Origin of the sequence: Bacillus toyonensis BCT-7112 (genome assembly GCF_000496285.1) — a bacterium.
In the GTDB taxonomy this organism is placed as follows: domain Bacteria; phylum Bacillota; class Bacilli; order Bacillales; family Bacillaceae_G; genus Bacillus_A; species Bacillus_A toyonensis.
The window spans coordinates 3887417-3911779 of record NC_022781.1 but is presented as its reverse complement, the minus strand read 5'-3'; the positions used below and the strand labels follow the sequence as shown (position 1 = coordinate 3911779).

Sequence of the window (24363 nt, the reverse complement as noted above, 5' to 3'; positions counted from 1 at the left end):
TTAACACAAGTTCGACATCTTCACAGTTCCAATATCCTTCAGTGGATGCTGGTTATTTGCATTTGATTTAAACATTAAGTATGGGTAACCAGACTCAAGCTGAATCATTGCGATTTTAATAAGCATATCACGTGCACTAATATCTAGCGGCTTCTTCTTCACTTTCGGATTGCTCATTAATTCATCGTACATTTCATCAATATCAATATCATCTAAATGCTTGCCATATTCTTTAAACACCGTATAAGGCGCGAAAACATGGAAAGGTTCGTTTTTCTCAGCAAGCTCAAAGAACTTACTTGGAACGATAATTCCGATTGATAGAGACTGAATACGGCTCTTCTCGTCGGCATTTATTTTCTTTGTATCAAGGAATTCGATAATATCCCAATGGAAGATGTTTAAGTATACTGCACCAGCACCTTTTCGTTGGCCAAGTTGATTCGCATATGAAAACGAATCTTCAAGCAATTTCATAACAGGTACTACACCACTTGCAGCGTTATCAATCCCTTTAATTTGCTCACCACGCGCACGTAGCTTAGATAAGTTTAAAGCTACTCCCCCGCCAATTTTTGATAATTGCATTGCAGTATTAATGTTAAAGCCGATTGAATTTAAGCTATCGTCCATCTCTAACAAGAAACAAGACACCATTTCTCCTCTTCTGCTTCTTCCCGCATTTAAAAAGGTTGGTGTCGCTGGTTGGTAGTTTTGTTTTACAATCATGCTTGCGAATTGTTTTGCCTTCGCAACATCACCGCGTCCTAAGTATAATGACACAATTGCTACACGATCTTCATAGCTTTCTAAGTATTGTTTTTGATCATTCGTTTTTAACGCATAATCCTTGTAGAACTTAGATGCTGCCATATAAGATTGGAATTCGAAGTTTTCACCATAAGCGATGTTATATACTCCTTCTACTTCCTCCAAGCTATACTCGTCCAGAACATTGTAATAGTAATCATGTTCTTTCATATACTCCATTCGCTCTGCCACGCTATTAAAAGGAACGGTATTCTCTCTAGCTTCTTCCATAAAGACTTCTAATGCCTCTTTATCTTTATGAAGCTGATAAAAACCGTCCTGCATTTGCGTGATTTCATTATTCAGTTCAATGTGTCGCAATCTCCCGCACCCTTTCCTTAAAATATTCTACATCGTTATTTGTTCCTGATAACTCAAATTTTGATACAATAGGCACTTCATATTTAGCAGAAATTTTGTCAGCACTTGCACCGAACATGTCTCCCCAGTTACGATTGCCGCTTGCAGATACGCCTTTTAATTTGTCATTATTGCGCTCTAAAAATTCTAAAACACGTTCTGGTACATTGCCAAAACCTGTTGTATACGTAATAAGAATAAAGTCTTCATCTATTACTAGATCTTCACCAATTTGAACGGCCGGCATATTTAATTTGTGAATGAAACGCTTCACGTTTCCTGTCATAGAATCATATGCAACTAACATTTCCGACCCTCCCTCTCCAATCTATACTCTTTGTATGTCATTTCTTGATTTCTCTATATATTGTATTACGTTTCAAAATAAGACACAAGATATATGTATAAATTCTTTCTTTTTTTAACTTTTACTTTTCGACAAGACCGCCGATTTTTTTCAATACAATGACTATGAAACAACATTCTAAAACTCATGTCAATAAAGTGCTTTTCAAAAAAGTTGTCAACGAATTTAACCTCATTTTAAAAAAAGTTAACAATATATTTTGTCATAAAACGGCAAATGCTGGAGGAATATATTTCTCCAGCATCACGCAAAAAAGAACAGACATGAAACGATAATCTGTTCTAACAAACGATTACATTTATCAATTTTACTTTATTAAATATTATACATATACTTTCGTTGCTCGTTACATACTAAAAGATAACTATTATAGAAAAAGATTATTATTATGGCGTTTCAATTTATGTATGAAAAGTTTATTCAGAGTGCTCAATACGCAAAATATCTTTTACAAATATGTGATGCGGATTCTCATCTTTATCAAGCATTGTACATACAGGAGCTTCTTCATCAAAGTATACGATCATTCCTTCTATGTACTCATATGTCTGTTGAACTTGTACAGTTACTTTAATTTCTGCCGCTTGCTCATACGCCCTTTTTATTTTCTGAAGCATTTTTGTTGAACATTTTCGTTTCTCTGGATACATAACCATTCCCATACATCTATTTCCGGCTCTATCTTTCCACATATAATCCCAATGCGGTAAAATGCCTTGTTTAAAATCGCCCATAATTCTCCTCCCCTTTATCTTCTATTTATGAACGTGGCGTTTTTGAATATGTATAAATTACCTGTCCGCCGCGTTGTGCATTCCCAATAATATGTTTAAAATCTTCTCGACTTACTACAACTTTCCTAAACGTATAAAATACATCTTTCGTTGCAACATACTCCTTTATCTCACCATTTTTCAGCTGATCCAAAATTGTATTTGCTAATTGTTCATCCATGTATTTCACCTCTATGCAATATTTTATTTTATTTTATCGTATCTTTTATAGGTCAACAACTGTAAATTTTTCCTGTTGCTATGCCTTCATTTCATTTTCATTATTTTACAAGCAGTATTGCTTTATTATATGTCCACTAAATATCATATACTAACATAGCTACTTCTCTATATCAAACATTTTGGCATTCAATCATACAAAGTTCCATACCACTATGTTACAATATACAAATAGAACTAGGAGGGATACTATGATTCGGAAAGCAACAAAGACAGATGCAAAGGCAATATCTCCTTTATTGTATAATGCTCTGCATGAAATTGCTGAAAAAATCACTGGTAGCACAGTTGAAGCAAATGTATTACTAGGACTTGAAAAATGGTTCGTAAAAGAAAATAATCGATTGAGCTATGAAAACTGTTTAGTGGCGGAACAAGATGGAAAGGTAGTTGGGGTTATTGTCGCTTATCACGGTAGTGACGCTCAACAACTTGATGCACCAATCATACGCCACTTAAGAGAACTACATGAAGATGAATCCATTACGTTAGAAAAAGAAGCTGAACTTGATGAGTATTATATTGACACGTTGTCAGTTTCAAATATGTACGGCGGACGTGGCATTGGCTCTAAGTTAATCGATGCAGCTGAACTTCATGCAGCTGAAACAGGTTATGAAAAAATCGCCTTACTTGTTAATTTAGAAAACAAGCGTGCTTTTTCACTGTATGAAAAACTAGGTTACAACAAAGATAAAACCGTAATGCTCGTTGGCGAACCTTATGCTCATCTAATAAAACCATTACGTACATTAGTTTCTATATCTTAAAAAAAAGCACACGATTTTATATAAAATCGTGTGCTTTTAAGTTAATTTTGTATTTAATACACTTCCATTCATCGCCTCATGGAACGTATACTTTGTATATCCCCACGGCTTCCGATGAAAAATAGGAGGTCCAGACCATCCCATCGCCCTCAGTTCCGCACCAATCATCGTATTAAAATAGCTATGTCCTACTATCGCGATTTTCCCGTGCACCATTGCATAGTGATGTAACATGTTAGCAGCTTCTTTTGCCCTTCCCCTTGCTTCCTTATACGACTCAACATCTTTATGATACCCAACCATCCATAAAGCACGTCCAATAAAAAACCAAGTCCCCGGCTTACATTTAAACCATTCTGGTGCAAAAAAACTCGACGGTACTTCTACTTCCCTAAAAAGAGAATTTTGCACAAAGGACAAAGAATTCATTAATTCCGCTGCTGACTGTACAGCACGTCTTTGATCACTCGATACAATTAAATTTGCCGATTCTACTGCCTCAATTGTTTCAATCGGTATGTTACATTCCCTACTCATACTATCTACATCATATCTCTTCAGCCATTCATGAAATGAAGTAATTGTCATCGGTTCTATAGTACTATTCAAGCGACCATGACGAATAAAAGATATCCACATTCTTTTCACTCTCCATTCATCACTTACGAACTATATTATGTACTATTTCTTACATTCATCATAACATGCTGAAAATAAAAGTTACATATTGTTACATATCTCCGCCACTACTATGAGTAACTGAAGCATCTATTCCATCAAAATATGTATTCGTTTCATGTTGACGAATTTTCTTCAACTGTGTATAAGAAAATAAATATAAGAACAAAGCTATAAAGCTCCCCATAATTTCAAACATTATTTTACCGCTCCTATTTCCCCCTTATTAAACAGACCAACATCCATTTTCATTATAAAGATATAAACACTTTTTCTCCAGCATCATATGAAATATGGATATTATCTTATAAAATATGAATATTTTTCGACTTTTTCCTTTGAAAACATTTACAAAACAGGAAACATAGTTCAAAATAAAGGAAAATAAAAAATCCCAAATTATTCTTTTTTGGAAAAACTGTAACAAGGAGAGTTGCTTATGCAGATCGCAGAAACTGGAGATATCATCGAATTTAAAGGTGGAATGCAAGGCCGTGTTCAAAAGGTAAATCAAAACTCTGTTATTGTTGATATAACAATTATGGAGAATTTTAGAGAACTAGATATGGAACCTCTTACAGTTGTAAGTCATAAAAACTATACTGTCATTAATCAAAATGCATAATATAATAGAAAGAAAAAGTCTCGTATAGTATACAGGACTTTTCTTTCTATTAACGATTATCAATCGTTTCCGGATATAGATCGTGGTTCATCATACGGTAATCTGCCATTTGTTCATACTTCGTTCCTGGTCGACCGTAGTTGCAATATGGATCAATTGAAATACCACCACGTGGTGTGAATTTGCCCCATACTTCAATGTAACGCGGATCCATTAATTTAATTAAATCATTCATAATTACATTCATACAATCTTCGTGGAAGTCACCGTGATTGCGGAAGCTAAATAAATATAACTTTAAAGATTTACTCTCTACCATTCTTTGTTCAGGAATGTAGCTAATATAAATTGTTGCAAAGTCTGGTTGTCCTGTTTTCGGGCATAAGCTTGTAAATTCAGGACAATTGAATTTTACAAAGTAATCACGGTTTGGATGGTTATTATCAAATACCTCTAAAATTTCTGGGCTATATTCAAATAAATATTTTGTATTTTGATTTCCTAATAATGTTACATCTTTTAAATCTTCATCTAATCTTCCTGCCATTTTAAACATCCCTTCTCTTTATACGCCTCGTTTATTTCCCCATACTAACGCATGAAGCTGCGGCAATACTTTCGCATCATTCATTTTTTTACAATTAACAGCTTTTTCAATAAGCCACTCATACTTATCTAATAATTTTTTAATAAGCATTGCATCATCCACTGTTTTCGTATCATCGTTCCCTACTTGTAAGAAAAATGGTACAGATGGATAACGTTCGTGCATCTTAACTGCATATTCAAAGTCGCGATCATCGAATACTACTACTTTTAAACTAATATCTTTTCCTGCTAGTTTCTGAATTACAGCATCTAACTTTTGATAATCTGTTTTCATTCCCGAACTTGGTGGTTTTGGCGAAATGGTTATCTCATCAATTTGAAGTAACCAATCTTGCCATTTACTCCCTTGTGTTTCTATCGCCGTTCGCATCCCATTCTCTTTTAATATAGAAAGAAGCGACTCAATATTTTTCAATAAAACAGGATTCCCACCCGAAATCGTAACATGAGAGAAATTTTCTCCTCCAATTTCAACAAGCTCATTCCAAATGTCTTCCGCTGGCATTTGTCTAATTTGATCTTTTGCCGATCCATCCCATGTAAAAGCAGAATCACACCAAGAACAGCTATAGTCACAGCCAGCAGTTCGAATAAACATAGTCTTTTGCCCGACAACCATGCCTTCTCCTTGAATAGTCGGACCGAATATTTCTAAGACAGGAATTTTACTCATCGAGCATCCACTCCCGTCTTACTTCCGCATAACTAGTTGGCGTCTCAAATAGACGAACAAATTCAACACGAGCTCCTTTATATTCGTTCACACGATTATCTTTCGTTAATGCTTCTGCCATCTTTTCATAAATCCAAACGACCATATTCTCAGCAGTCGTATTCATCGCTGGTAATGTTTCGTTTAAATAACGATGATCTAAATATATTTCAATTTCGTTTTTCCAAATTTCTTTTATATCTCCAAAGTCAATTGCAAGGCCTATTTCATTTACATATCCACTAATCCCAAATACAACTTTATATGTGTGACCATGTAAGTTTTTACATTTTCCTTCATAACAGTGTAAATGGTGCGCTGCATCAAATGTAAATTCCTTGCTGACCATTACTCTTTTATTATGATATTTGAGTTGTTTACGTTGAATATCCTTGTCCATTTTTTGCAAATTTTCTACGATGCGAAATCCAAAGAAATTATCCATTAGTTGTTCGCTCCTTCGCGTTCTTGTAAGTACGTATCTAATCCTGCTTTACGAAGTTGACATGCTGGACATTCACCGCAACCATCACCAATGATTCCGTTATAACATGTTAATGTTTTTTCTCTAACAAACTCGAATGCGCCAAGTTCATCAGATAATTTCCACGTGTCTGCTTTATCAATCCACATAAGTGGTGTATGAATGACAAATGGATAATCCATAGATAAATTTAATGTAACGTTTAACGATTTCACAAACACGTCACGGCAATCTGGATAACCACTAAAATCAGTTTCACATACACCCGTTACAATATGACGTGCCTCAACTTGTTTTGCTAATACAGCAGCAAATGATAAGAATAGTAAATTTCGTCCATCTACAAATGTCGATGGCAATTCACCTTCTTCATGTGTAATCTCCATATCCGTTCTCGTTAACGCATTTGGAGCAAGTTGATTTAATAGACTCATATCTAGTACCGTATGTTTAATTCCTAGCTCTTTCGCAATTTCCACTGCACAATCAATTTCTAATTTATGACGTTGATTGTAATTAAATGTTACAGCTTCTACTTCTGCAAACTGCTCTATTGCCCAAAATAAACATGTTGTACTATCTTGTCCACCACTAAAAACAACAACTGCTTTTTCTTTTTTCATTTCACTCATTCTCCTTCTCTACTACGAATAAGAAGAAAGAACGTTCTTGAACTGTCACAATAAAAAAACAAAACAATACCTAAGGATATTGTTGTTTCCATAGTTTTTTATAGAGGGAGTTCGCGAACCTCTCCCATGCGGTGCATGGAATTTCTTCTTTCATTGACAAAACATATTGTAACATATTGTATACTACCAGAAAAAATTTCTGATTTTTCCGCTATTTTATATTCCATTTCTTTCATTTTATAGTATGATTAATTTACTATTCGGAGAGAGGAGGCATCCCACTGAAACACTTTATTATTTACCTCTTTTTAAATATTTTATCCATTCTCGTTACAATGCTTATTTATCACTTATTTTGGAATCAAAAAGGGAAACGGTCTCCTAAATTAAATTCAGCTATATTTATTGTACTGTGTTGCCTCGCTACAATACTATGTATCACTTTTGCAGCAAAAACAAATAATGGTTTTCAATTTGATATGCGTCATATCGTATTAATTGTCGGTACATTGACAGGAGGGCCTATTGCTGGTGGTTCTATTTTAGCTGTATTAAACATATATCGCTTCTTATTAGGAGGAATAGGTGTTTTCCCATCCCTTATCGCTTCTATTGTTCTATTTATTGTTCTACTATTAACGTACAAATTTTTCAATCGAACTTCTAATCGTATAAAAATAGCACTTGCTATTATTTACAGTCTCACATATGGATTTAGCTGGATACCCTTCTTCCTTTCAGAAGTTACAAATAAGGTAGATTATATACCCCATATTATTGTGTATGAGTTATGTACGATGCTTGGTACGATCCTTATTTTATATTTACTACACATATTACAAACTCAGGTTCGTCTCCAAAATGAGCTTATGAACGCTGAGAAATTTCATTTAATCGGTGAAATGGCAGCTTCCATCTCGCACGAAATTCGCAATCCTTTAACTTCAACGAAAGGATTTTTACAACTATTGCAGTCTGATACATGTACCGAGCAAGAACGGAAATTATATATCGATATTGCCATTAATGGTATTGAGCAAGCAAATCATGTTCTCACAGACTATTTAACCTTTGCAAAACCGAGTATTGAAAAAGAACAAACACTACAACTCGAGGAAGAATTACTGCATGCACTATCTTTAATTACACCACTTGCCAATTTAACAAATGTCCGTACTCATTACATAAAGCAAAGTACTTCTTTCTTTATCGCTGGAGAGAAGCAAAAACTAAACCAATGCTTATTAAATATTTTAAAAAACTGCATTGAAGCTATGCCAAAAGGTGGCGATCTTTATTTCACATTAGTTCCTGATCATAAGCATATCCAGCTATATATAAAAGATACAGGAGTTGGCATGGATCAAGAACAGGTGAAGCGCCTCGGTTCTCCTTTCTATTCAACGAAAGAAAAAGGGACTGGTCTTGGAATGATGGTTGTATTCAGTGTTGTTCAAGCTATGAATGGAAAAATTGATATTATAAGTGAAAAAGGAATCGGTACAACCTTCTTATTAACCTTTCCACTCATACAAAAAACGTGATGAAATAATCATCACGTTTTTTCTGTTCCTTCAACTAATTCAGCAAAAGCTTTCACTTTTCCATGTGGTTTTTGATTCTCTTTACGTGCTTTCCAAGCACGCTCTTCTTCTCTCTTTTTCTTGGACATACTTTTCAACTCCTTCTTTTCTTTCTCCATGTAGTATTCCAAAGTAAGAAAGAAAACTATGCATGTATCAAAAAAGAAGTGGTTTCCCACTTCTTCCACTTTATCGCTGCAAAATTGCGTATTTCGCCTCTTTTAACTGTGTAAGATGTCTTTGTTCATGTAAATCAAGAAATTGAACCCACTGATACAAATTCAAATCATTAAAAACAGGATGCTTTAATCCATTTTCAACTAATTCTTTTTCATCTATGATACTATGAAGCGCATGTAATAGTTCTTGTCGTGAATGTTCTAGCAATTGAATTCCTTGCTGTTTTTTCATTAAAGTTTCTGTTGGTTGCATTTGCTGAGGAGCTTCTCTTTTATGTGTGCGATCAAGCGTAAGTTGGAGGTCTTTAAATGGAGTCGCATTTCTTTCATTTTTGTGTAGAGCATATACAAGGGCAGATGTGACAGATTGTTCAACTAAATGTAAGTGATGTAAAATTTGAATAATACTCCATTTATCACGGCGTGGCTTTACATTCACTTCTGTATCATTTAACATTTCAATTTCTGATAATAGCGTGCTTCGGGTAGACTGCAATGAGTTCACCAAACTTTCTAAACTCACATCCATATTAGATTGAAGCATACTTCTTTCCCCCCTTTTTGTTGGTGAAAAGAGGTGCTCCTTATTAGAAACACCTCTTTAGTATTCTGAATTTTCTTTTATTATCTCATCATTTTCCCATTATGTCGATGTTAAACATGTGAAAAAAAGCGCATGTTTTTTACAATTTTGTGTCGTCAATCGCATGTAACCATGCTTCAATTTCTGTAATGACACTTTTCACACAACCTTCAGCAAATGGTGATGTTAAATTTGCCACTTCTACTAATTCTAAGAATGATTTACTTCCACCTTGTTGGCAAAGGTTCACATAATCTTCCCATGCCTCTTGTCTATTATCTCTTGCGCGCTTCCAAAATTGCAGTGCACAAATTTGAGCTAACGTGTAGTCAATATAGTAGAACGGCGAGCTATAAATATGCCCCTGACGTTGCCAGAAGCCACCGCGCTCTAAATAATCATTATCTTCATAATCACGATGCGGTAAATATTTCTTCTCTATGTTACGCCATGCTGTCTTACGCTCTGCTGGTGATGCTTCTGGATTTTCATATACATAATGTTGGTATTCGTCGACAGATACACCATATGGTAAAAACAGAAGTGCTGAACTTAAGTGTGAGAAATAATATTTATCTGCATCTTCTTCAAAGAATAGTTTCATCCATGGCCATGTAAAGAATTCCATACTCATAGAATGAATCTCACACGCTTCATATGTTGGCCAATTATATTCTGGAATTTCAAATTTACGACTTTCATATACTTGGAAAGCATGACCAGCTTCATGTGTTAATACATCAATGTCACCAGATGTTCCATTGAAGTTTGAGAAAATAAATGGCGCTTTATAATTTTCGATATATGTACAATATCCGCCACCAGCTTTTCCTTTTTTCGCAACTAAGTCTAATAAATCATTATCTAACATGAAATTGAAAAATTCATCTGTTTCAGCTGATAACTCTTTATACATCGTTTTCCCATGATTAATAATCCAATCTGCATCTCCTTTTGGAGTTGGATTACCTGTAGCAAATTCAAAGTTTTCATCGTAATATGCTAGCTTTTCTACACCGATACGTGCTTTTTGTCTCTTTCTTAATTCCGTTGTAACTGGAACGATATAATCAAGTACTTGCTGACGATAATTCGCAACCATCTCCGCATTGTAATCTGTACGATACATTCTTGCATATCCTAGTTCAACAAAGTTTTTGAAACCTAAAGATTTCGCAATTTTCGTTCTTACTTTAACAAGCTCATCATAAATACGATCTAGTTCTTCCTCATTTCCAGCTAAAAATCCGTAGTATGCTTCACTTGCTGATTTACGTTCACTTCTTTCTTTTCCTTGCATAAATGGAATCAGTTGCGATAATGTTCTTTCTTCTCCCGCAAAGTCAATTTTTGCAGATGCTAACAACTGTGTATATTGTGAAGACAATTTATTCTCTAATTGTAAATCTTTCACGATTTCATCTGAATATGTTTTTAAATCACATTCTGCTAGAGCGAATAATTGCTTTCCGTAATAGGCTTCTAATTCTTCACGAAATGGAGAACTAATTAACGCCTTATAATATTTTGTTCCATATCCTTGTACAACTGGAGAGTATTCATCAAAGAAATCTTGCTCCTCCTTATAAAAAGCATCTGTCGTATCAACAGAATGACGAATGTAACAAAGATTCCCCATTGTACCAAAATCATTGCGAATTTCATTAATTGAATTGATAACTTGTTTTTGTTCTTCTACAGTTTTTGTGTTATCAAATTTCTCTAAAGCAACAGTAAATTTCTCTTTTAATTCTTCAATATTTGGCCGTTTATATTCATAGTCTTTAAATGACATGAACGAGCCTCCTCTCCATTATGTATACCTTTACTATAATTCAATACTTCTTCCCAAATCCCCTCTTAGTTTTCAACAAAATTCGGCAGCTGCCATCTTACTTACTTATATGCAAAAAAGCCTTGGATTTTTTATCCAAAGCTCCTTTGGAACATAGTATCACTTTTCATACTTTCCAATTTTTTTCAACAAATCAAGTAATTCATCCTTTTCATCCTTCGTTAACATTTCAAAAGACTGATGTATAACTTGCTCATGCCCCGGAAAAATAGAAGCAATAAAACTCTCCCCAGACTCCGTTAATTGCGCATAAATAACACGTCTGTCATTCGGACATGGGATTCTCTTTACTAATCCCTTTTTTTCCAGCTTATCTACAACATATGTAATGCTGCCACTAGCTATTAAAATGCGCTCACCAATTTGCTGAAGTGGTTGACCACCTTTATGATATAGCAGTTCTAATACAGCAAATTCAGTTGGATTTAACCCGTTACTTTGTATAGATTTATTTGTAGTATCCATAACAGAACGGTGTACACGAGATAATGCAATAAATACTTTTAAAGATTGAGAAATATCTTCTCGTTCATTATTTGATGTCATACAACTTTCAACCCTTCACTTAAATTCTCAGCAATAAAAAGAAAATACAGCTTAATACTTCATGTGAGTTCCGAATGAGCATTCACTCATCCATTTCTTCTCCCCTAATATATTACGAATCATTCTTGAATAAAAACATGACAATTTTAACATAGTTTATATATAATGATAATAAAAAAAGAAGGAGTACCACATTTGAAAGTCAAATTCCAAAGCATAGTTTTATATATATTGCTTGTTATCCTACCAACGATAGTGATTGGTGCTACATTTTATTCCTATCATACGTATAAAATGAAGCAGGAAAACAAAACATCTGCTCATACGGTTCTCTTTTTATATAGAGACTATTTAGATCATCACCTTGGTGAAGCAATTTCTGCCTTAGAAATGCTTGCAAAAGTCGTAGGTACCGAGACTGGTAACATAAATGGGATTAAACAAATTGTGCATGATACAGATGGAAACGATGCGCGCTTTTCTGGTCTATATTACGTTACACCAGAAGGAATCATTACCATCGCATCAGAAAGCGAATCAAGACCTGTAGACGTCTCAGACCGCAAGTATATTCAAGACGCATTACAAACTAAGAAAACAACTGTATCATCCGTCATTACAGATCGCGTCCTTGGACATCAAGCTATTATAATCGCTTCCCCAATATTTAACAAACAGAAGGAACTCTCAGGCTTATTGTTAGCAAGTTTACGCTTTGACTACATTTCATCTTCTTTAAATGCTATTAAACCACAATACCATTTCGAAGTAACTGATAAACATGATGTAGTTTTTCTAACTGATGACAATAATGAAACAAGCGATGCGCATTCTAATATGCTCACTACCCCACTCCAAAGGTTAAATTGGAAGGTCTCTGTTTCTCCATTACCTATCCACAAGCAAACTTTATACCAATGGGTTGCAATAGAATGTATAGCTACTTTATTTTTAATGTCTATCTTATTTTTACTCGCTCAATATATGTTATTAAAACGGCAAACAAAGCTGGAAAGACAACAAAATGAACTGCAAAAAATTGAATTGGTTGGAACTTTTGCAGCGAGTACAGCCCACGAAATCCGCAATCCTCTTACGGGAATTAAAGGACTCGTTGCGCTATTAAAAGAAAAATATAAAGATGAACAGGATCAGTTTTACTTTTCCATCATCGAACAAGAAATAGAGAGAATTAATGAAATTGTAAGTGAATTTCTTATTCTTGGAAAGCCAACTGCTATCATTGAACAAACATATGATGTGAGAACTATTCTAAATGAGGTAGCATTGATTATTCAATCTGAGGCGAATCTACATAACATTGTATTCCATCTACATTTGCCAGACCATCCTGTTCATATCCGTTGCTCAAAAGACCATATGAAACAAGTGGTTTTAAACATTACAAAAAATGCAATTGAAGCCATGACTTCTAGTGACACACTAACCATTGTCGTAACAGACAATGAAACACACGCACAATTGCAAATTATTGATACTGGAAAAGGTATTCCAAAACATATTCAAAAACACCTCTTTCATCCGTTCTTTACTAATAAAGATACTGGAACAGGTCTTGGACTTGTCATATGTAAACGAATTGTAGAGATGTACGATGGGCATATTTTTATTGACAGTAAAGAAAACAAAGGAACGACAGTTCATATCGAAATACCGTTACATAAAGTATAATTATCCTTATCACAAAAGGGTAATTATACTTATTTCATAAAACCCGCCACAAGCATTCGCCAAAAATTATTCGATTTTCCTTCATATCCGATTTGGAAAATAGGTACCTTTATAATGGAAAACCATTTTGGTGTTTGTTTTTCTTTATAGCGCTGGTATTGTAAAATAAGCTTGTCCAATTCTTGACTAACTTGAATTGTTTCCCTACTAGTTAACCCGCTTGTTAATCCTAGTTGAATCATTTCTTCACGCTTCATATGAATATCACGTGAAAGCTTTTCTAATGTGTACTTCCTTTTTACAGTAAACATCCATATCCCCCTTATTATTCTTCCATGCTCTCAACTTCACTTCACTATTGACCTTTTACCTGCTTAATCATATTCAAATTTGAAGAATCAGAAAATTAAACATTTTCTCCCTGTAATTTACAAATCTTTACCCTCACTTTGAGAATTATTACAAATTATTCTATCTTTGTAAATACATTCGCAATAATAGACATTTTTTTCATCTTCTTTTTTTACAAATACCAATTAAATAGCGGTTTCTCTATTTACCATATACTTTTCTTCGACATTTTTTGTTTAATTTATATAAAAACGCAAAACATAATGATGATTGATAAAGTGAAACTTTAATCAGTGGGGGGTTTTGTTCATCCCCACTGATTATTAGCACTCACCAATCGGGCGTTTACGAGCAGTGGATCTTCCCCCTAACTTCTTTGCTCCAGCCGAATTTTGAGGTGGGAATCTTACTGCCCGCAAATAGCGGGATAAAATAGAGAGGAAATATTTATATGCGCAAATATACGATTGCATTGCTCATTTTTACTATGTTCTTATCATCCTTCTTGTTTCCGATTCAAGCCAATGCCCATACAAATAAAGTAGCTATTGTCATTGATGACTTCGGAAATAATATGAAGGGAACTGATAAAATGTTATCACTTCCCATTCCACTGACTGTTGCTGTTATGCCTTTCCTTCCTTCTACAAAAGAAGATGCAATAGCTGCCCATAAAAAAGGCCATGAAGTTATTATACATATGCCAATGGAACCTATTAAAGGTAAAAAAGAATGGCTTGGACCAAAAGCACTTACAACTGATTTAAGCGATGAAGAAATAAACAACCGACTCGAACAAGCGATTAAAGAAGTACCGCATGCAATTGGAATGAACAATCATATGGGATCAAAAGTAACAGCTGACGAAAGAATTGTACGTCTTATACTTACAGCTTGTAAAAAACACGGTTTATTTTATTTAGATAGCAAAACAAACCCTAATAGTGTCGTCCCACAAATCGGAAAAGAATTAGGGGTGCCTATTATTGAAAACCAACTATTTTTTGATGATGTTTATACAGCAGGACATATTTCAAAACAAGCTCAATTACTTATCAAAAAAATTCAAGAAAAACCAATTATGGTAGCTATCGGACACGTTGGGCCTCCAGGTGAAATTACATCACGTGTTATAGAAACCTCTATTCCCAAAATTCGCGAGCATGCAGACTTTATTTTTTTGTCTGATTTAGCATTATCTCCACCTGCTGTTTCAAAATAAAGTGAAACTTTAATTAGTGGGGCATTCACCACTAATTATTAGCCCTCACCAATCGGGCGTTTACGGGCGGCGGTGCTCACAAAAATAGTGGGAGACAATTCATCACTTACACGAAAAAAAGGTACCACTCTACATATAGTAGATTGGTACCTTTCCTTTTCACTTAAATATAATCTACATGACTCACTCTGAATCCTTTTTTTTCTATTTTTTCGATTAATTTCTTTAATCTTTTTTCATCTAACTCATCTGATATATTTACGATAATACGGCGAATATATTGATCACCGTTATCTAGCGTAAACAACCCACCGATATTATATGCTTTTAACAATGTCCCAAGCTCTTTAATCGTTCCCTTACAATCTTGTGTTGCAATTGTTAATATATAACCACCCGTCCGCATACCGAATGAGTCTTCAATAACATCAAATACATTGGAATGTGTTAAGATACCAACAAATTCATTATAATCATTTAGCACCGCTAAAAATGGGAGACGACGAATCACATAAAACGCTCTGAAGAAAGAATCCTTTTCAAAAATAAATGCAGAGGAATTTTCTAACATATCTCCTGTACTTACATGCTCTAATCCGCTATTACACTTCTTTTCTAATAAATCTACTTTATAAATAATCCCCATGAATAGCTTCTCATCTTCTGCTAATACAGGGATTGCTCGAAATCCCGTTTCATTCATAATTTGTAATGCTTTTTCACCAGTATCATTTATCTTGCAATAAGTCACCTGCTGTTTTGGCAGAAAATGATATTTAACTCGCAAAATATGTTCCTCCTTACATGTCAACATGTAATCTATATATAATAAGGAGACCTATATTTTATGAGTAAAATTATTTTTAAAACGCTTTCATTTATTTATGGAATTGTAACAACATCGCAAACATTTTTATATAACAGAGCTCTTCGCACCTTTTATCATTAACAACTTTACATGATAGTTCATTAAATATTCTATACCCTCTAGCCATTTTTTCGCTTCTTCTGGCGTTTTCCCCCACACAATCATGCCGTAATTATGAACGAGAACTACTCCTCCACCTTCAATAAAATTCGGAACATTACTTTCTAACAAATCAGCAAATTTCTTTTCATCTTCTACAATTGGAATTGTCATTTCTGTTATACCTTCTTTTCCAAAAACACGTTCCACGCTACGTTTATCGAATGTTACTTCTCTTTCTTCTCCGTATAACTCTGATATTAAATGGCTATCTACAGTCTGTACTTGTAAAATACATTCCGCACTGCTTTTTTTATAAATATCCGCATGCATAAATGACTCTGCCGCTGGTTTTTCCTCGTTTTCAAACACTGGCTCACACATGCAATTGACAACAATAAAATCCTCTTCTGAAAACAATCCTTTATCTCTTCCCTCGACATTCACTAAAAATGTTAATGGCTCTTTTGACGTACATAACGATAAACTAATTTTTGTACCATAAAACCAATCACGAAGTGCCAATTCAGATTTCACATCTTTTAATTCATTCCATTTCTTCAGAAAAAATAACATTTCGTCACCCCCGTCGTAATATTTATATAATGTTCGAATCCTTTCTATGTAAAAGGAATATTTTTTGATTATTCTAAAAATTTAATTGAATTATCACATGAGAATGCTTTTTTGTCAATATGATTTCAACGCTCCTCGTAAAAATAGGCTACTCACATACCAATCCCGCCGTCCATGTCCTACTTCATTTTACAATAAAAAATACGTTATTCTTCTAATGAAAGAATAACGTATTTTTCTCATTTGCTTTAAGTTCGTAAAGAATGACGGATCTTTTATCTTCGCATTCGCAACTGTTAAAAATTTAAAATGCGGCATATATTTCAATGCACGATAATCAATAATCTCATTCGTATTTAAAAACAAGTCCTTTACTTGCAATAACTCTTCTTTCGTAATTGGTGTATTTAAATCTTTTCTATTACATACTTTTTTATTAACAAATTCTCTTAATTATTTATCTGTTATCATATTTTGGCTATCCACTTGATTCTTTGTTTCCGTATGGCATGAATTAGAGTTATCATCTGCTTTCTCTGTTTCTTTGTCGCCTAATGTCGCTACTACTAGCGCCTTAATATAATTTTTTCAAAATAAAATTCCCTTATATTGATAACTGTAATATTACATGTAAAATATGTTTCTAGCGATACACAATAAAAATCCCTTTATTCAAAGGGATTTTTTACCTATCGTATGAAGAATTTCACTTTTTTCTTTCTCATTAATAAAACCAATTTTTTGTAAAATATTTGCATACAATACAAGTTTATTATATATGCGTTCTGACATATTCCCCCTTCTTTCCTTCAGCCAACTTTTTTTATATTGGTAAATTATATGAAGGAAATGAGAAAATGTGTCCACTTTTTGCATGAATGCAAACCTTTTATTTCATTACTGCTTTCACTTTATTTAACACACTGTCCATTGAATATTATGCTTCTTAACTTCTTCTTCAAAACTATATGGCATTTTCTTATCACAAATAACATGTTGAATACGAGAAAATCCTGCTATTCTATAATTCCCTTTTACGCCTACTTTTGTATGGTCGCATAAAATATATGTTTTCTCAGCTAATTTCATCATCGCTTCCGACAGTTTTGCTTTTTCTAATTCAAAACTGGAAACGCCAAAACTAGGTAATAACCCATCAATCGAAACAAACGCTTTATGAAAATGAAATTGATGAATCACTTGCTGAGAAATAGATCCTGATACACGCGAATGCTTTGGGGATACTTTTCCACCAATAAATAAAACTTCACCGTGAAACATCTTTTTATTAATAGAAGAGATTAATTGTGTCGCTACTGGAAAAGAACTCGTAACAATCGTTAAATTTTTTCGATGAACAAGATATGGAACCATCTGAAGTGGTGTACTTCCGTCATCAATTGCAATGACATCACCATCTTCTACAAATGTTGCTGCTTTATAACCAATTCTTTTCTTCTCTTCTATATGTAGCATTTCTCTTTCTAACATCGGCGCCTCTATCCCGGCACCTGGAAGTTGAACAGCTCCACCATACACTTTCTTCAACTTTTTTTCACGATCTAACTCTTCTAAATATCGACGAATTGTTTCTGTTGATACAGCGAATTCTCTCGCTAATTCTGAAACCTTTACTTTTCCTTTAAACTCTACTTTTTCAAGAATAGTCCGCTTTCTTTCTTCTCCTACTACAGACATAGCTTCACCCCATTTGTATCTACCTCATAAAGTTCCTTGCTTATACAAAATTATAATTTTCTTTGTAAGTAGAAACCTCTTCATGAATATAAATGCCGCGCTTTTCTAGTTCATCAAAAACAAGTTGTGGATTTTCGAAAGCTTCTTCAGGCGTAACAACACCCATTTTATTTACATTCCCATTTGCAATTAACTCGGTAGCAATTCCAAATGGAATACCGACGTTTCTCGTATAAGCTCTTAAATTTTCCCATCCTACAATAGATCCATCAGATAACGGATGTGTATGATATAATACATGTCTCTGTTTCTCATTATTTTTCATACCTACTACTTCTACATGAAGTGCATAACCGTATACTTCCGTCTCTTGACCTTCTTTCGATTGTAATAAATACTGCGAAATACAATCCATAATGCCAATTTCTTTCCCGTTTATTTCAATTTGATCATTACGCAATATGCCGTAATCATATAAAGCACGTACGAGCTGCATATTTTTCTTTGGCCAAGTTCCTCTCGTCTCTATCAGTTTGACACCTTTATTTTCTAGTGCCTTTGCTAACGTAATCGTTTCAGAATGCGGAATGATATACTGCATTGTTTTACCATAAGGCGCTGGCAATTCAATTTCTCTTGGTCGCGCAAAAGGAGGTACTTGCTTAAACTTACCATCTTCATATACTGTACGCGATGGTAAATTTGGATCATATTCATATGTCGTTGTTTCTGTAATTGATGCAGAAAAAGCAATTGGACGATACGAACCGTGACTTACACGAACATACTCTACAGTATCTAGCTGATTTGCTGCATGCATGGCCATCATTTGCGTTACACCTGGTGTCATACCAAATCCGGGTAAACATGTTTTTTCATTTTGAACAAATATAGCATGTGATTCATTTTCTTCACCAAATCCATTCAAATTCACACCGTGACACCCAGCTTCCGCAATACAACGAGTAGACAATCCATTTAACTTTATCGTCGTACCATCCATTACAATGTCATAGCCTTTCATTTTTGCAACTGTATCCTCATGATTTGTCACATCGACTTTCACAAAATCAACACGAGGATCGTTGAGCCATTCTACTACTTTACGACCTTCTTCTTCGTTAAAATCGGCTACTGTAATCGTCTCAAAAGATGAAAATTGAACTAAATCCAAAATCGCTTCACGACAAATTTTACCTGCTCCACCTAAGCAAAATACTTTCAACCTATAACAACTCCTTTGGCGATACTATCAACTAAACGATTTATATCTTCCTCATGTACATCACCGATATTTCCAATACGGAACGTATCTACTTTCGAAATTTTCCCTGGATAAATTACAAATCCATACTTCTTTAACTCGTTATATAACTCCTGAAATTCAAATCCCTCTGGGTAAATAAACGATGTAATAATAGGAGATTGATATTTTTCATCTACTAATGACTTAAATCCAATTTCTTTCATTCTGTTGACCAATAATTTTTGATTGTTATAATATCGATTGCAACGTGCTCTTACTCCGCCCTCTTTTTCTAGTTCAAGCAAGGCTTGATAAAAAGCGTGTACAACATGCGTAGGTGAAGTAAAACGCCATTTCCCATTTTGCTCTTCCATCGTTTCCCATTGATCATATAAATCAAGAGATAAAGAGCGTGCTTGCCCTTTACACTTTAGTAATTCCTCACGATTTGCGATAACAAAACCAAATCCAGGAACACCTTGAATACATTTATTCGCACTACTAATTAAAAAATCAATTTGCAAATCAGCAATGTCTATTTCAATCCCGCCGAAACTACTCATTGCATCAACAATTGTAACCTTCTCGTATCGCTTTCCTAATTTACATACATCTACAATTGGATTAATAATACCTGTAGTTGTTTCACAATGAACTACTGCAATATGAGTAATCTCTTTATCTTCTTGCAATAACTTTTCTACTTCTGCAATATTAGTAGGTTCCCACTCTTCTGTTTGACTCACGACCACATTTATATGTAACATCTCTGCCATTTGCACAATCCTCTTACCGTATGCACCATTTGTACAAACAAGAAGCTTTCCATTTTTAGGAACGACAGAACCAATCACTGCTTCAACTGAAAACGTACCGCTTCCTTGCATTAAAACCGTTGTATATTTCTCTTCTTCTTTCGTTGCTAACGATACAAGTTTAGCTCTTACATCTTGCACCATTGTGTTATATTCAACATCCCATGTACACCAATCGTATAGCATAACTTCTTTTACCGTTTTTGTTGTCGTCAATGGTCCTGGCGTTAATAATAAGTAGTGATTTCCATTCATGATCCTTTGCCCCTTTTATGAAATAATAAGTTCTTGTTTCTCGATATGTTCAATTACGTTCTCGAGTTCTTGCATCGTTTCAATCGTAAAATGAGCTCCGTTTTCAACGAAACGATTACGAACTACTTCCATCTTTTCATGAAGTTCTACCGGATCCATAGTTTCAACTTCCCACTCGCTTAAGCCGAGCTCGCTACTACCGAGAATTACGCCAACAGTCCACATCCCAGCATTTCTGCCCTCGTTCATATCTGACACCGTGTCTCCCACTTTTATCATATGATTCATCGGATACACACCAAGTTCCATCGCATTTTTATAGCACATCCACGGGTACGGACGACCTGCTGGAACATCATCTGGCGTCACAAGAAAATCAGGTTTATACCCTTGTAATTTTGCTTCTTTTGCAACAATATCCATCATTTCTCTCGTATAGCCAGTTGTTGAGCCAATTTTAATGCCTCTTTTACGTAATGAAGCCATCACTTCTCTTATCCCATCAATTGGCGTGGCATAGTTTGGCAGAATAGCAAAGAGAATTTCTTCAAATTCTTTATACATCTCATGAATGTCTGCTTCTGTTGGTAATTGTCCGAAAACACGCTTCCACTCATTCGCAATACGAGGCATTTCTGTTAGTGCTCTTACATGATCTATTTTTAATAATCCCATTGGCTTACGTGCTTCTTCTGCTGTAACTTCAACACCACGTTTATGAAAAATTTTCATGAATACTTCCAGTGGTGCAAAACATCCGTAATCAACTGTCGTACCTGCCCAATCAAAAATAACTGCTTCTATTTTCATTCTATCCATCACCCTTCTTATTTATCTCGCTGTTCGCCAGGCAGTAAGACTCCCCCTCGTAAAGAAGTTAGGCGGGAATCATGCTGCCTTAAAAGTCCGATTGGTTCAACTATTAATCAGCGGGGGATGCCCCCACTGATTAAAGTTTCACTTTATCTTTGTTGCCATTTTGACGTTCGGTTACGAAGTGCTTTCGTTCCCCATTCATATACAACTCTTACTACAATATTAGTAACAACAACAAGTACACTCATCGCAGCTGCTGGTGCCACATTTCCTGCATCATCCATATTTACAATTGACACAGCAGCTAGTTTAAAATCAGCTGCGTATAGGAATACAACTGCCGAGACAGTCACCATGGAATTTACGAAATAGTACATTACCATTTCTAAAATGGCTGGTAGACACATCGGTACCGTAACTCGAAAGAATGTTTTATAAAACGGGATCCCCATCGACTGTGAAACTAGTTCAAACTCTCGATCTAATTTCTTTAAAGCTGTCGTTGCCGTAACAAATGTTACAGAATAAAAATGAATGATATTAACTAGTACTAACACAGCAATTGTTCCGTATAGAGAATGAAACGGGTTCGTTACGGAAAGTCCAAATATTTGTATTGTTGGTTGACTAAAGAAGAAAACGTAGCCTAACCCAAGTACTAAACCTGGTATTGCTAAAGGTACGATAGAGAAAAAGTAACCTGTTTTTCGGAAAAATTGTAGCTGGTCTATTTTCTCAATTACATACGCGAACACAAATGTTAAAATTGCCCCAATAACCGCTGTAACCGCTGAAACAATTACACTATTTTTAAACGCTTCAAGTCCATCTCCCGTTAAACTTGAAAAATTAAAATGCTCAAATGTAAAACTCATATTATACGGCCATACTTTTACACTTGCAGCAATACCAACTGCAACGAATAAAAGAATAATCATAAGCGTTATTACGCTACAATATACGAACGAAATAACATCTCTTTTCTTATTATTTATTATTCTGTAAGGTACTGCTTTTGAAGATAAAAAATTCGCCTGTTTTCTTTGCGTAATACGATCAACTGCAAAAGCAAAGATAGCTGGGATTAATAAAATCATTCCGACAGTTGCCCCCATTGGCATATTTTGCTGTCCAATTACTTGTTTATATACGTCAGTAGCAAGCACATTATATTGTCCTCCTACAATTTTTGGCGCCCCAAAATCAGTGAAACTAAGTGTAAATACAACGAACATTGCACTAATTAATCCGTACTTTACACTAGGTAAAGTAACAGTAAGAAACTGCTTTGTTTTACTCGCTCCTAACATATTAGAAGCTTCATATAAACGATAGTCAGATCCTTGAAGAGCAATTAATAAAATAAGGAATGCTTGCGGAAATGTATACATAACTTCAGCCATTACAATTCCTACCGGTCCATATAAAGGGATTTGTATACCTTCAAATAAACCAAACATTCCTTTCGTTATTAGCCCTTGATTACCAAATAAATATGTAAGTGCTATACCGTGCATCATCGTTGGCGCGAATAATGGTAATAACGCTACGTACTGAAATATGCGCTTTCCAAAAACATTCGTACGAGCGATCGCATATGCGTAAATGAAAGCGAGTGTAACGGAAATAATTGTTGTCGCGCCCGAAATCCATATCGTATTTTGTAATGATTGAACTAAAGTTGATGTTGTGAAATATTTACTGAAATTCGCAACACCAATGAAAGCTCCATCTTTATCGTAAAAGGCTTGTGTAAACAATTGTAATAAAGGCAATACAAGTATGATAAGAAATGAAAGAAGCATACCGATAATTACTAGTCTCTGTATCCACTCTTCTTTACCGATACGTCTCTTAATCTTTTTTTTCGTATTTTCTACCTGATAATTTTCTAACATCTCCATCTATACAATGACCTTCTTTCCATATGACAACATATGATTTTCTGAGAAAGAGATTTGAATTTGCTTTCCTTTCCTAATAGAAGTTGCTTCTACTTCTGATGCCAATATATCCACTACGATTTTCTCGTTATAAAGGTGTGTTTTCTCTTCTATGACCCGCACTTCCGTCCGGTATACAGCCCCCCGGAATTCCATGCTTTCTACAACAGTTTTCATACCATTATTGTGCACAACTGTTACATGTTCAGGACGAATTGCGTGTTCTTCATTATTTTTCGAAAAGAAATTAATAGAACCAATAAAATCTGCCACAAACGGATTGGCTGGTCTTTGGTAAATCTCCTCTGGTGTTCCAATCTGCATAATTTCCGCATGATTCATTACAACAATTTTATCAGCCATCGTTAATGCCTCTTCTTGATCATGCGTTACCATAATAGTTGTTACTCCGACTTTTTCTTGCAAATCACGCATTTCTCTACGCAACTTTTCACGCACTTTTGCATCTAAAGCAGATAACGGCTCATCTAGTAACAAAATATCGGGAGACAGAGCGAGCGCACGTGCAAGTGCTACTCGCTGCTGTTGTCCACCAGATATTTGAGCAGGATATTTATCTTTTACATTCAGTAAGTCAACAAGTTCTAACGCCAATAGCGCTTTCTCTTTTACTTCTGCTTTTTCATATTTTTTTGTCTTTAAGCCGTATTCAATGTTTTCAAGCGCCGTTAAATTCGGAAATAATGCATACGATTGAAAAACCATTCCGAAGTTCCGCTTACCAGGCGGCAATGCTGTAATATCTTTTCCATTCACAGCTATACTACCTGTTGTCGCTTCTTCTAACCCTGCTAAAATGCGAAGCAACGTCGTTTTCCCACAACCACTCGGGCCTAATAAACAAACAAACTCATTTTTTTTCACTGTAAAAGAAATATCTTTTAACGCTGTAAATGTATCAAACTGTTTTTGAATGTGTTGAATTGATAAATATTCGCTCATTTTTCTCTCTCCC

The 24363-nt window shown here is 34.8% G+C and carries 27 protein-coding genes, 2 pseudogenes and 1 riboswitch; of the genes and pseudogenes, 5 read left to right on the top strand and 24 right to left on the bottom strand.

Annotated features, from left to right (window positions below):
• Positions 1–3: 3 nt before the first annotated feature.
• The 4 genes and pseudogenes from BTOYO_RS20035 to BTOYO_RS20020 form a co-directional block, all read right to left on the bottom strand.
• Positions 4–1131: pseudogene (locus BTOYO_RS20035) on the bottom strand (ribonucleotide reductase N-terminal alpha domain-containing protein); the annotation flags it as partial.
• Entirely contained in the window at positions 1118–1477 is a 360-nt protein-coding gene (gene nrdI, locus BTOYO_RS20030; protein WP_000959449.1) for a class Ib ribonucleoside-diphosphate reductase assembly flavoprotein NrdI, read from the bottom strand. The pseudogene BTOYO_RS20035 and the gene nrdI, both read right to left, overlap by 14 nt.
• A 476-nt stretch (positions 1478–1953) precedes the next feature.
• On the bottom strand, positions 1954–2271 hold the full coding sequence (locus tag BTOYO_RS20025; RefSeq protein ID WP_000502192.1) for a hypothetical protein: 318 nt from the start codon (positions 2269–2271) through the stop codon (positions 1954–1956).
• A 25-nt stretch (positions 2272–2296) separates the two neighbouring features.
• Positions 2297–2491 carry a hypothetical protein gene (locus BTOYO_RS20020; protein WP_000344285.1) on the bottom strand — a complete coding sequence of 65 codons (195 nt, stop codon included), beginning with the start codon at positions 2489–2491 and terminating at the stop codon, positions 2297–2299.
• Between the two features lie 250 nt (positions 2492–2741).
• Between BTOYO_RS20020 and BTOYO_RS20015 the strand changes: the two genes are divergently transcribed.
• A complete protein-coding gene (locus BTOYO_RS20015) occupies positions 2742–3320 on the top strand; it encodes a GNAT family N-acetyltransferase (protein WP_000619577.1) in 579 nt (192 codons plus the stop codon).
• A 36-nt stretch (positions 3321–3356) separates the two neighbouring features.
• On the opposite strand, the gene BTOYO_RS20010 is transcribed toward BTOYO_RS20015, so the two are convergent.
• Positions 3357–3959 carry a histidine phosphatase family protein gene (locus tag BTOYO_RS20010; RefSeq protein WP_000264991.1) on the bottom strand — a complete coding sequence of 201 codons (603 nt, stop codon included), beginning with the start codon at positions 3957–3959 and terminating at the stop codon, positions 3357–3359.
• Between the two features lie 91 nt (positions 3960–4050).
• Positions 4051–4197, bottom strand: coding sequence for a hypothetical protein (locus tag BTOYO_RS27780; protein ID WP_000461689.1), 147 nt, complete (start codon positions 4195–4197; stop codon positions 4051–4053).
• Between the two features lie 240 nt (positions 4198–4437).
• Between BTOYO_RS27780 and BTOYO_RS20000 the strand changes: the two genes are divergently transcribed.
• A complete protein-coding gene (locus BTOYO_RS20000; RefSeq protein ID WP_001165081.1) occupies positions 4438–4623 on the top strand; it encodes a YkvS family protein in 186 nt (61 codons plus the stop codon).
• Positions 4624–4672: 49 nt separating this feature from the next.
• Here BTOYO_RS20000 and queF read toward each other — a convergent pair whose 3' ends face one another.
• Genes queF through queC form a run of 4 tightly spaced genes read right to left on the bottom strand, consistent with a single transcriptional unit; the run spans position 4673 to position 7051 of the window.
• The gene (queF, locus tag BTOYO_RS19995; RefSeq protein ID WP_000918895.1) at positions 4673–5170 is read right to left on the bottom strand and encodes a preQ(1) synthase; all 498 of its coding nucleotides are present in this window, start codon (positions 5168–5170) and stop codon (positions 4673–4675) included.
• An 18-nt stretch (positions 5171–5188) separates the two neighbouring features.
• The gene (queE, locus tag BTOYO_RS19990; RefSeq protein WP_000036310.1) at positions 5189–5905 is read right to left on the bottom strand and encodes a 7-carboxy-7-deazaguanine synthase QueE; all 717 of its coding nucleotides are present in this window, start codon (positions 5903–5905) and stop codon (positions 5189–5191) included.
• Complete coding sequence (gene queD, locus BTOYO_RS19985; protein WP_000368413.1) at positions 5898–6389, bottom strand: 6-carboxytetrahydropterin synthase QueD; 492 nt, start codon at positions 6387–6389, stop codon at positions 5898–5900. Before queD ends, queE begins: the two co-directional genes overlap by 8 nt.
• Positions 6389–7051 carry a 7-cyano-7-deazaguanine synthase QueC gene (queC, locus tag BTOYO_RS19980; RefSeq protein WP_000711602.1) on the bottom strand — a complete coding sequence of 221 codons (663 nt, stop codon included), beginning with the start codon at positions 7049–7051 and terminating at the stop codon, positions 6389–6391. The genes queD and queC overlap by 1 nt, the downstream gene beginning before the upstream one ends.
• Positions 7052–7144: 93 nt before the next feature.
• A riboswitch (PreQ1 riboswitch) is annotated at positions 7145–7188 on the bottom strand.
• Positions 7189–7395: 207 nt separating this feature from the next.
• Between queC and kinB the strand changes: the two genes are divergently transcribed.
• Complete coding sequence (gene kinB, locus BTOYO_RS19975; protein ID WP_002038243.1) at positions 7396–8604, top strand: sporulation sensor histidine kinase KinB; 1209 nt, start codon at positions 7396–7398, stop codon at positions 8602–8604.
• An 11-nt stretch (positions 8605–8615) separates the two neighbouring features.
• Here kinB and BTOYO_RS28050 read toward each other — a convergent pair whose 3' ends face one another.
• The 4 genes from BTOYO_RS28050 to BTOYO_RS19955 form a co-directional block, all read right to left on the bottom strand.
• Positions 8616–8732, bottom strand: coding sequence for a DUF6254 family protein (locus tag BTOYO_RS28050; RefSeq protein ID WP_000038354.1), 117 nt, complete (start codon positions 8730–8732; stop codon positions 8616–8618).
• A 100-nt stretch (positions 8733–8832) separates the two neighbouring features.
• Complete coding sequence (locus BTOYO_RS19965) at positions 8833–9366, bottom strand: DinB family protein (RefSeq protein ID WP_000941967.1); 534 nt, start codon at positions 9364–9366, stop codon at positions 8833–8835.
• 139 nt (positions 9367–9505) lie between these two features.
• A complete protein-coding gene (locus BTOYO_RS19960) occupies positions 9506–11200 on the bottom strand; it encodes a M3 family oligoendopeptidase (RefSeq protein WP_000008590.1) in 1695 nt (564 codons plus the stop codon).
• 159 nt (positions 11201–11359) lie between these two features.
• Positions 11360–11806, bottom strand: a complete 447-nt coding sequence (locus BTOYO_RS19955; RefSeq protein ID WP_000203343.1) for a MarR family winged helix-turn-helix transcriptional regulator — start codon at positions 11804–11806, stop codon at positions 11360–11362.
• A 195-nt stretch (positions 11807–12001) separates the two neighbouring features.
• On the opposite strand from BTOYO_RS19955, the gene BTOYO_RS19950 reads away from it, so the two are divergent.
• A complete protein-coding gene (locus tag BTOYO_RS19950; protein ID WP_000865077.1) occupies positions 12002–13498 on the top strand; it encodes a DUF3149 domain-containing protein in 1497 nt (498 codons plus the stop codon).
• 29 nt (positions 13499–13527) lie between these two features.
• Here BTOYO_RS19950 and BTOYO_RS19945 read toward each other — a convergent pair whose 3' ends face one another.
• Positions 13528–13809 carry an aspartyl-phosphate phosphatase Spo0E family protein gene (locus tag BTOYO_RS19945; protein ID WP_000495542.1) on the bottom strand — a complete coding sequence of 94 codons (282 nt, stop codon included), beginning with the start codon at positions 13807–13809 and terminating at the stop codon, positions 13528–13530.
• 491 nt (positions 13810–14300) lie between these two features.
• Here BTOYO_RS19945 and BTOYO_RS19940 point away from each other — a divergent pair, with 491 nt between their 5' ends.
• Positions 14301–15071, top strand: a complete 771-nt coding sequence (locus BTOYO_RS19940; protein ID WP_001234118.1) for a divergent polysaccharide deacetylase family protein — start codon at positions 14301–14303, stop codon at positions 15069–15071.
• 163 nt (positions 15072–15234) lie between these two features.
• Here BTOYO_RS19940 and cbpA read toward each other — a convergent pair whose 3' ends face one another.
• From cbpA to BTOYO_RS19890, 9 genes and pseudogenes are all read right to left on the bottom strand, one after another.
• The gene (gene cbpA / locus BTOYO_RS19935; protein ID WP_001264227.1) at positions 15235–15858 is read right to left on the bottom strand and encodes a cyclic di-AMP binding protein CbpA; all 624 of its coding nucleotides are present in this window, start codon (positions 15856–15858) and stop codon (positions 15235–15237) included.
• 126 nt (positions 15859–15984) lie between these two features.
• Positions 15985–16614, bottom strand: a complete 630-nt coding sequence (locus BTOYO_RS19930) for a class II aldolase/adducin family protein (RefSeq protein WP_000895994.1) — start codon at positions 16612–16614, stop codon at positions 15985–15987.
• Positions 16615–16845: 231 nt separating this feature from the next.
• Positions 16846–17172: pseudogene (locus tag BTOYO_RS28045) on the bottom strand (NEAT domain-containing leucine-rich repeat protein); the annotation flags it as partial.
• A 357-nt stretch (positions 17173–17529) separates the two neighbouring features.
• Positions 17530–18312, bottom strand: a complete 783-nt coding sequence (locus BTOYO_RS19915) for a DeoR/GlpR family DNA-binding transcription regulator (RefSeq protein WP_000117656.1) — start codon at positions 18310–18312, stop codon at positions 17530–17532.
• 40 nt (positions 18313–18352) lie between these two features.
• Positions 18353–19537 carry a saccharopine dehydrogenase family protein gene (locus BTOYO_RS19910; RefSeq protein ID WP_000862167.1) on the bottom strand — a complete coding sequence of 395 codons (1185 nt, stop codon included), beginning with the start codon at positions 19535–19537 and terminating at the stop codon, positions 18353–18355.
• A complete protein-coding gene (phnW, locus tag BTOYO_RS19905; protein WP_001014015.1) occupies positions 19534–20628 on the bottom strand; it encodes a 2-aminoethylphosphonate--pyruvate transaminase in 1095 nt (364 codons plus the stop codon). Before phnW ends, BTOYO_RS19910 begins: the two co-directional genes overlap by 4 nt.
• A 15-nt stretch (positions 20629–20643) precedes the next feature.
• Positions 20644–21438: a phosphonoacetaldehyde hydrolase gene (gene phnX, locus BTOYO_RS19900; RefSeq protein ID WP_000687390.1), complete on the bottom strand. Its 795-nt coding sequence runs from the start codon at positions 21436–21438 to the stop codon at positions 20644–20646.
• Between the two features lie 152 nt (positions 21439–21590).
• Positions 21591–23348: a putative 2-aminoethylphosphonate ABC transporter permease subunit gene (locus BTOYO_RS19895; protein WP_000425534.1), complete on the bottom strand. Its 1758-nt coding sequence runs from the start codon at positions 23346–23348 to the stop codon at positions 21591–21593.
• Positions 23349–24350, bottom strand: a complete 1002-nt coding sequence (locus BTOYO_RS19890; RefSeq protein ID WP_000006203.1) for a putative 2-aminoethylphosphonate ABC transporter ATP-binding protein — start codon at positions 24348–24350, stop codon at positions 23349–23351.
• Positions 24351–24363 lie beyond the last annotated feature (13 nt).

Coding starts and splice junctions, on each gene's coding strand:
- BTOYO_RS19895 (WP_000425534.1), bottom strand. CDS start 23,348: ATGGAGATGTTAGAAAATTATCAGGTAGAAAATACGAAAAAAAAGATT.
- queD (WP_000368413.1), bottom strand. CDS start 6,389: ATGGATAATTTCTTTGGATTTCGCATCGTAGAAAATTTGCAAAAAATG.
- BTOYO_RS19930 (WP_000895994.1), bottom strand. CDS start 16,614: ATGTTATTTTTTCTGAAGAAATGGAATGAATTAAAAGATGTGAAATCT.
- BTOYO_RS19965 (WP_000941967.1), bottom strand. CDS start 9,366: ATGCTTCAATCTAATATGGATGTGAGTTTAGAAAGTTTGGTGAACTCA.
- BTOYO_RS28050 (WP_000038354.1), bottom strand. CDS start 8,732: ATGTCCAAGAAAAAGAGAGAAGAAGAGCGTGCTTGGAAAGCACGTAAA.
- BTOYO_RS19940 (WP_001234118.1), top strand. CDS start 14,301: ATGCGCAAATATACGATTGCATTGCTCATTTTTACTATGTTCTTATCA.
- queC (WP_000711602.1), bottom strand. CDS start 7,051: ATGAAAAAAGAAAAAGCAGTTGTTGTTTTTAGTGGTGGACAAGATAGT.
- BTOYO_RS20000 (WP_001165081.1), top strand. CDS start 4,438: ATGCAGATCGCAGAAACTGGAGATATCATCGAATTTAAAGGTGGAATG.
- queF (WP_000918895.1), bottom strand. CDS start 5,170: ATGGCAGGAAGATTAGATGAAGATTTAAAAGATGTAACATTATTAGGA.
- BTOYO_RS19955 (WP_000203343.1), bottom strand. CDS start 11,806: ATGACATCAAATAATGAACGAGAAGATATTTCTCAATCTTTAAAAGTA.
- BTOYO_RS19890 (WP_000006203.1), bottom strand. CDS start 24,350: ATGAGCGAATATTTATCAATTCAACACATTCAAAAACAGTTTGATACA.
- BTOYO_RS20025 (WP_000502192.1), bottom strand. CDS start 2,271: ATGGGCGATTTTAAACAAGGCATTTTACCGCATTGGGATTATATGTGG.
- BTOYO_RS19945 (WP_000495542.1), bottom strand. CDS start 13,809: ATGTTTACTGTAAAAAGGAAGTACACATTAGAAAAGCTTTCACGTGAT.
- BTOYO_RS19915 (WP_000117656.1), bottom strand. CDS start 18,312: ATGTCTGTAGTAGGAGAAGAAAGAAAGCGGACTATTCTTGAAAAAGTA.
- BTOYO_RS20020 (WP_000344285.1), bottom strand. CDS start 2,491: ATGGATGAACAATTAGCAAATACAATTTTGGATCAGCTGAAAAATGGT.
- BTOYO_RS27780 (WP_000461689.1), bottom strand. CDS start 4,197: ATGTTTGAAATTATGGGGAGCTTTATAGCTTTGTTCTTATATTTATTT.
- phnW (WP_001014015.1), bottom strand. CDS start 20,628: ATGAATGGAAATCACTACTTATTATTAACGCCAGGACCATTGACGACA.
- BTOYO_RS20010 (WP_000264991.1), bottom strand. CDS start 3,959: ATGTGGATATCTTTTATTCGTCATGGTCGCTTGAATAGTACTATAGAA.
- phnX (WP_000687390.1), bottom strand. CDS start 21,438: ATGAAAATAGAAGCAGTTATTTTTGATTGGGCAGGTACGACAGTTGAT.
- BTOYO_RS20015 (WP_000619577.1), top strand. CDS start 2,742: ATGATTCGGAAAGCAACAAAGACAGATGCAAAGGCAATATCTCCTTTA.
- kinB (WP_002038243.1), top strand. CDS start 7,396: ATGCTTATTTATCACTTATTTTGGAATCAAAAAGGGAAACGGTCTCCT.
- BTOYO_RS19960 (WP_000008590.1), bottom strand. CDS start 11,200: ATGTCATTTAAAGACTATGAATATAAACGGCCAAATATTGAAGAATTA.
- nrdI (WP_000959449.1), bottom strand. CDS start 1,477: ATGTTAGTTGCATATGATTCTATGACAGGAAACGTGAAGCGTTTCATT.
- queE (WP_000036310.1), bottom strand. CDS start 5,905: ATGAGTAAAATTCCTGTCTTAGAAATATTCGGTCCGACTATTCAAGGA.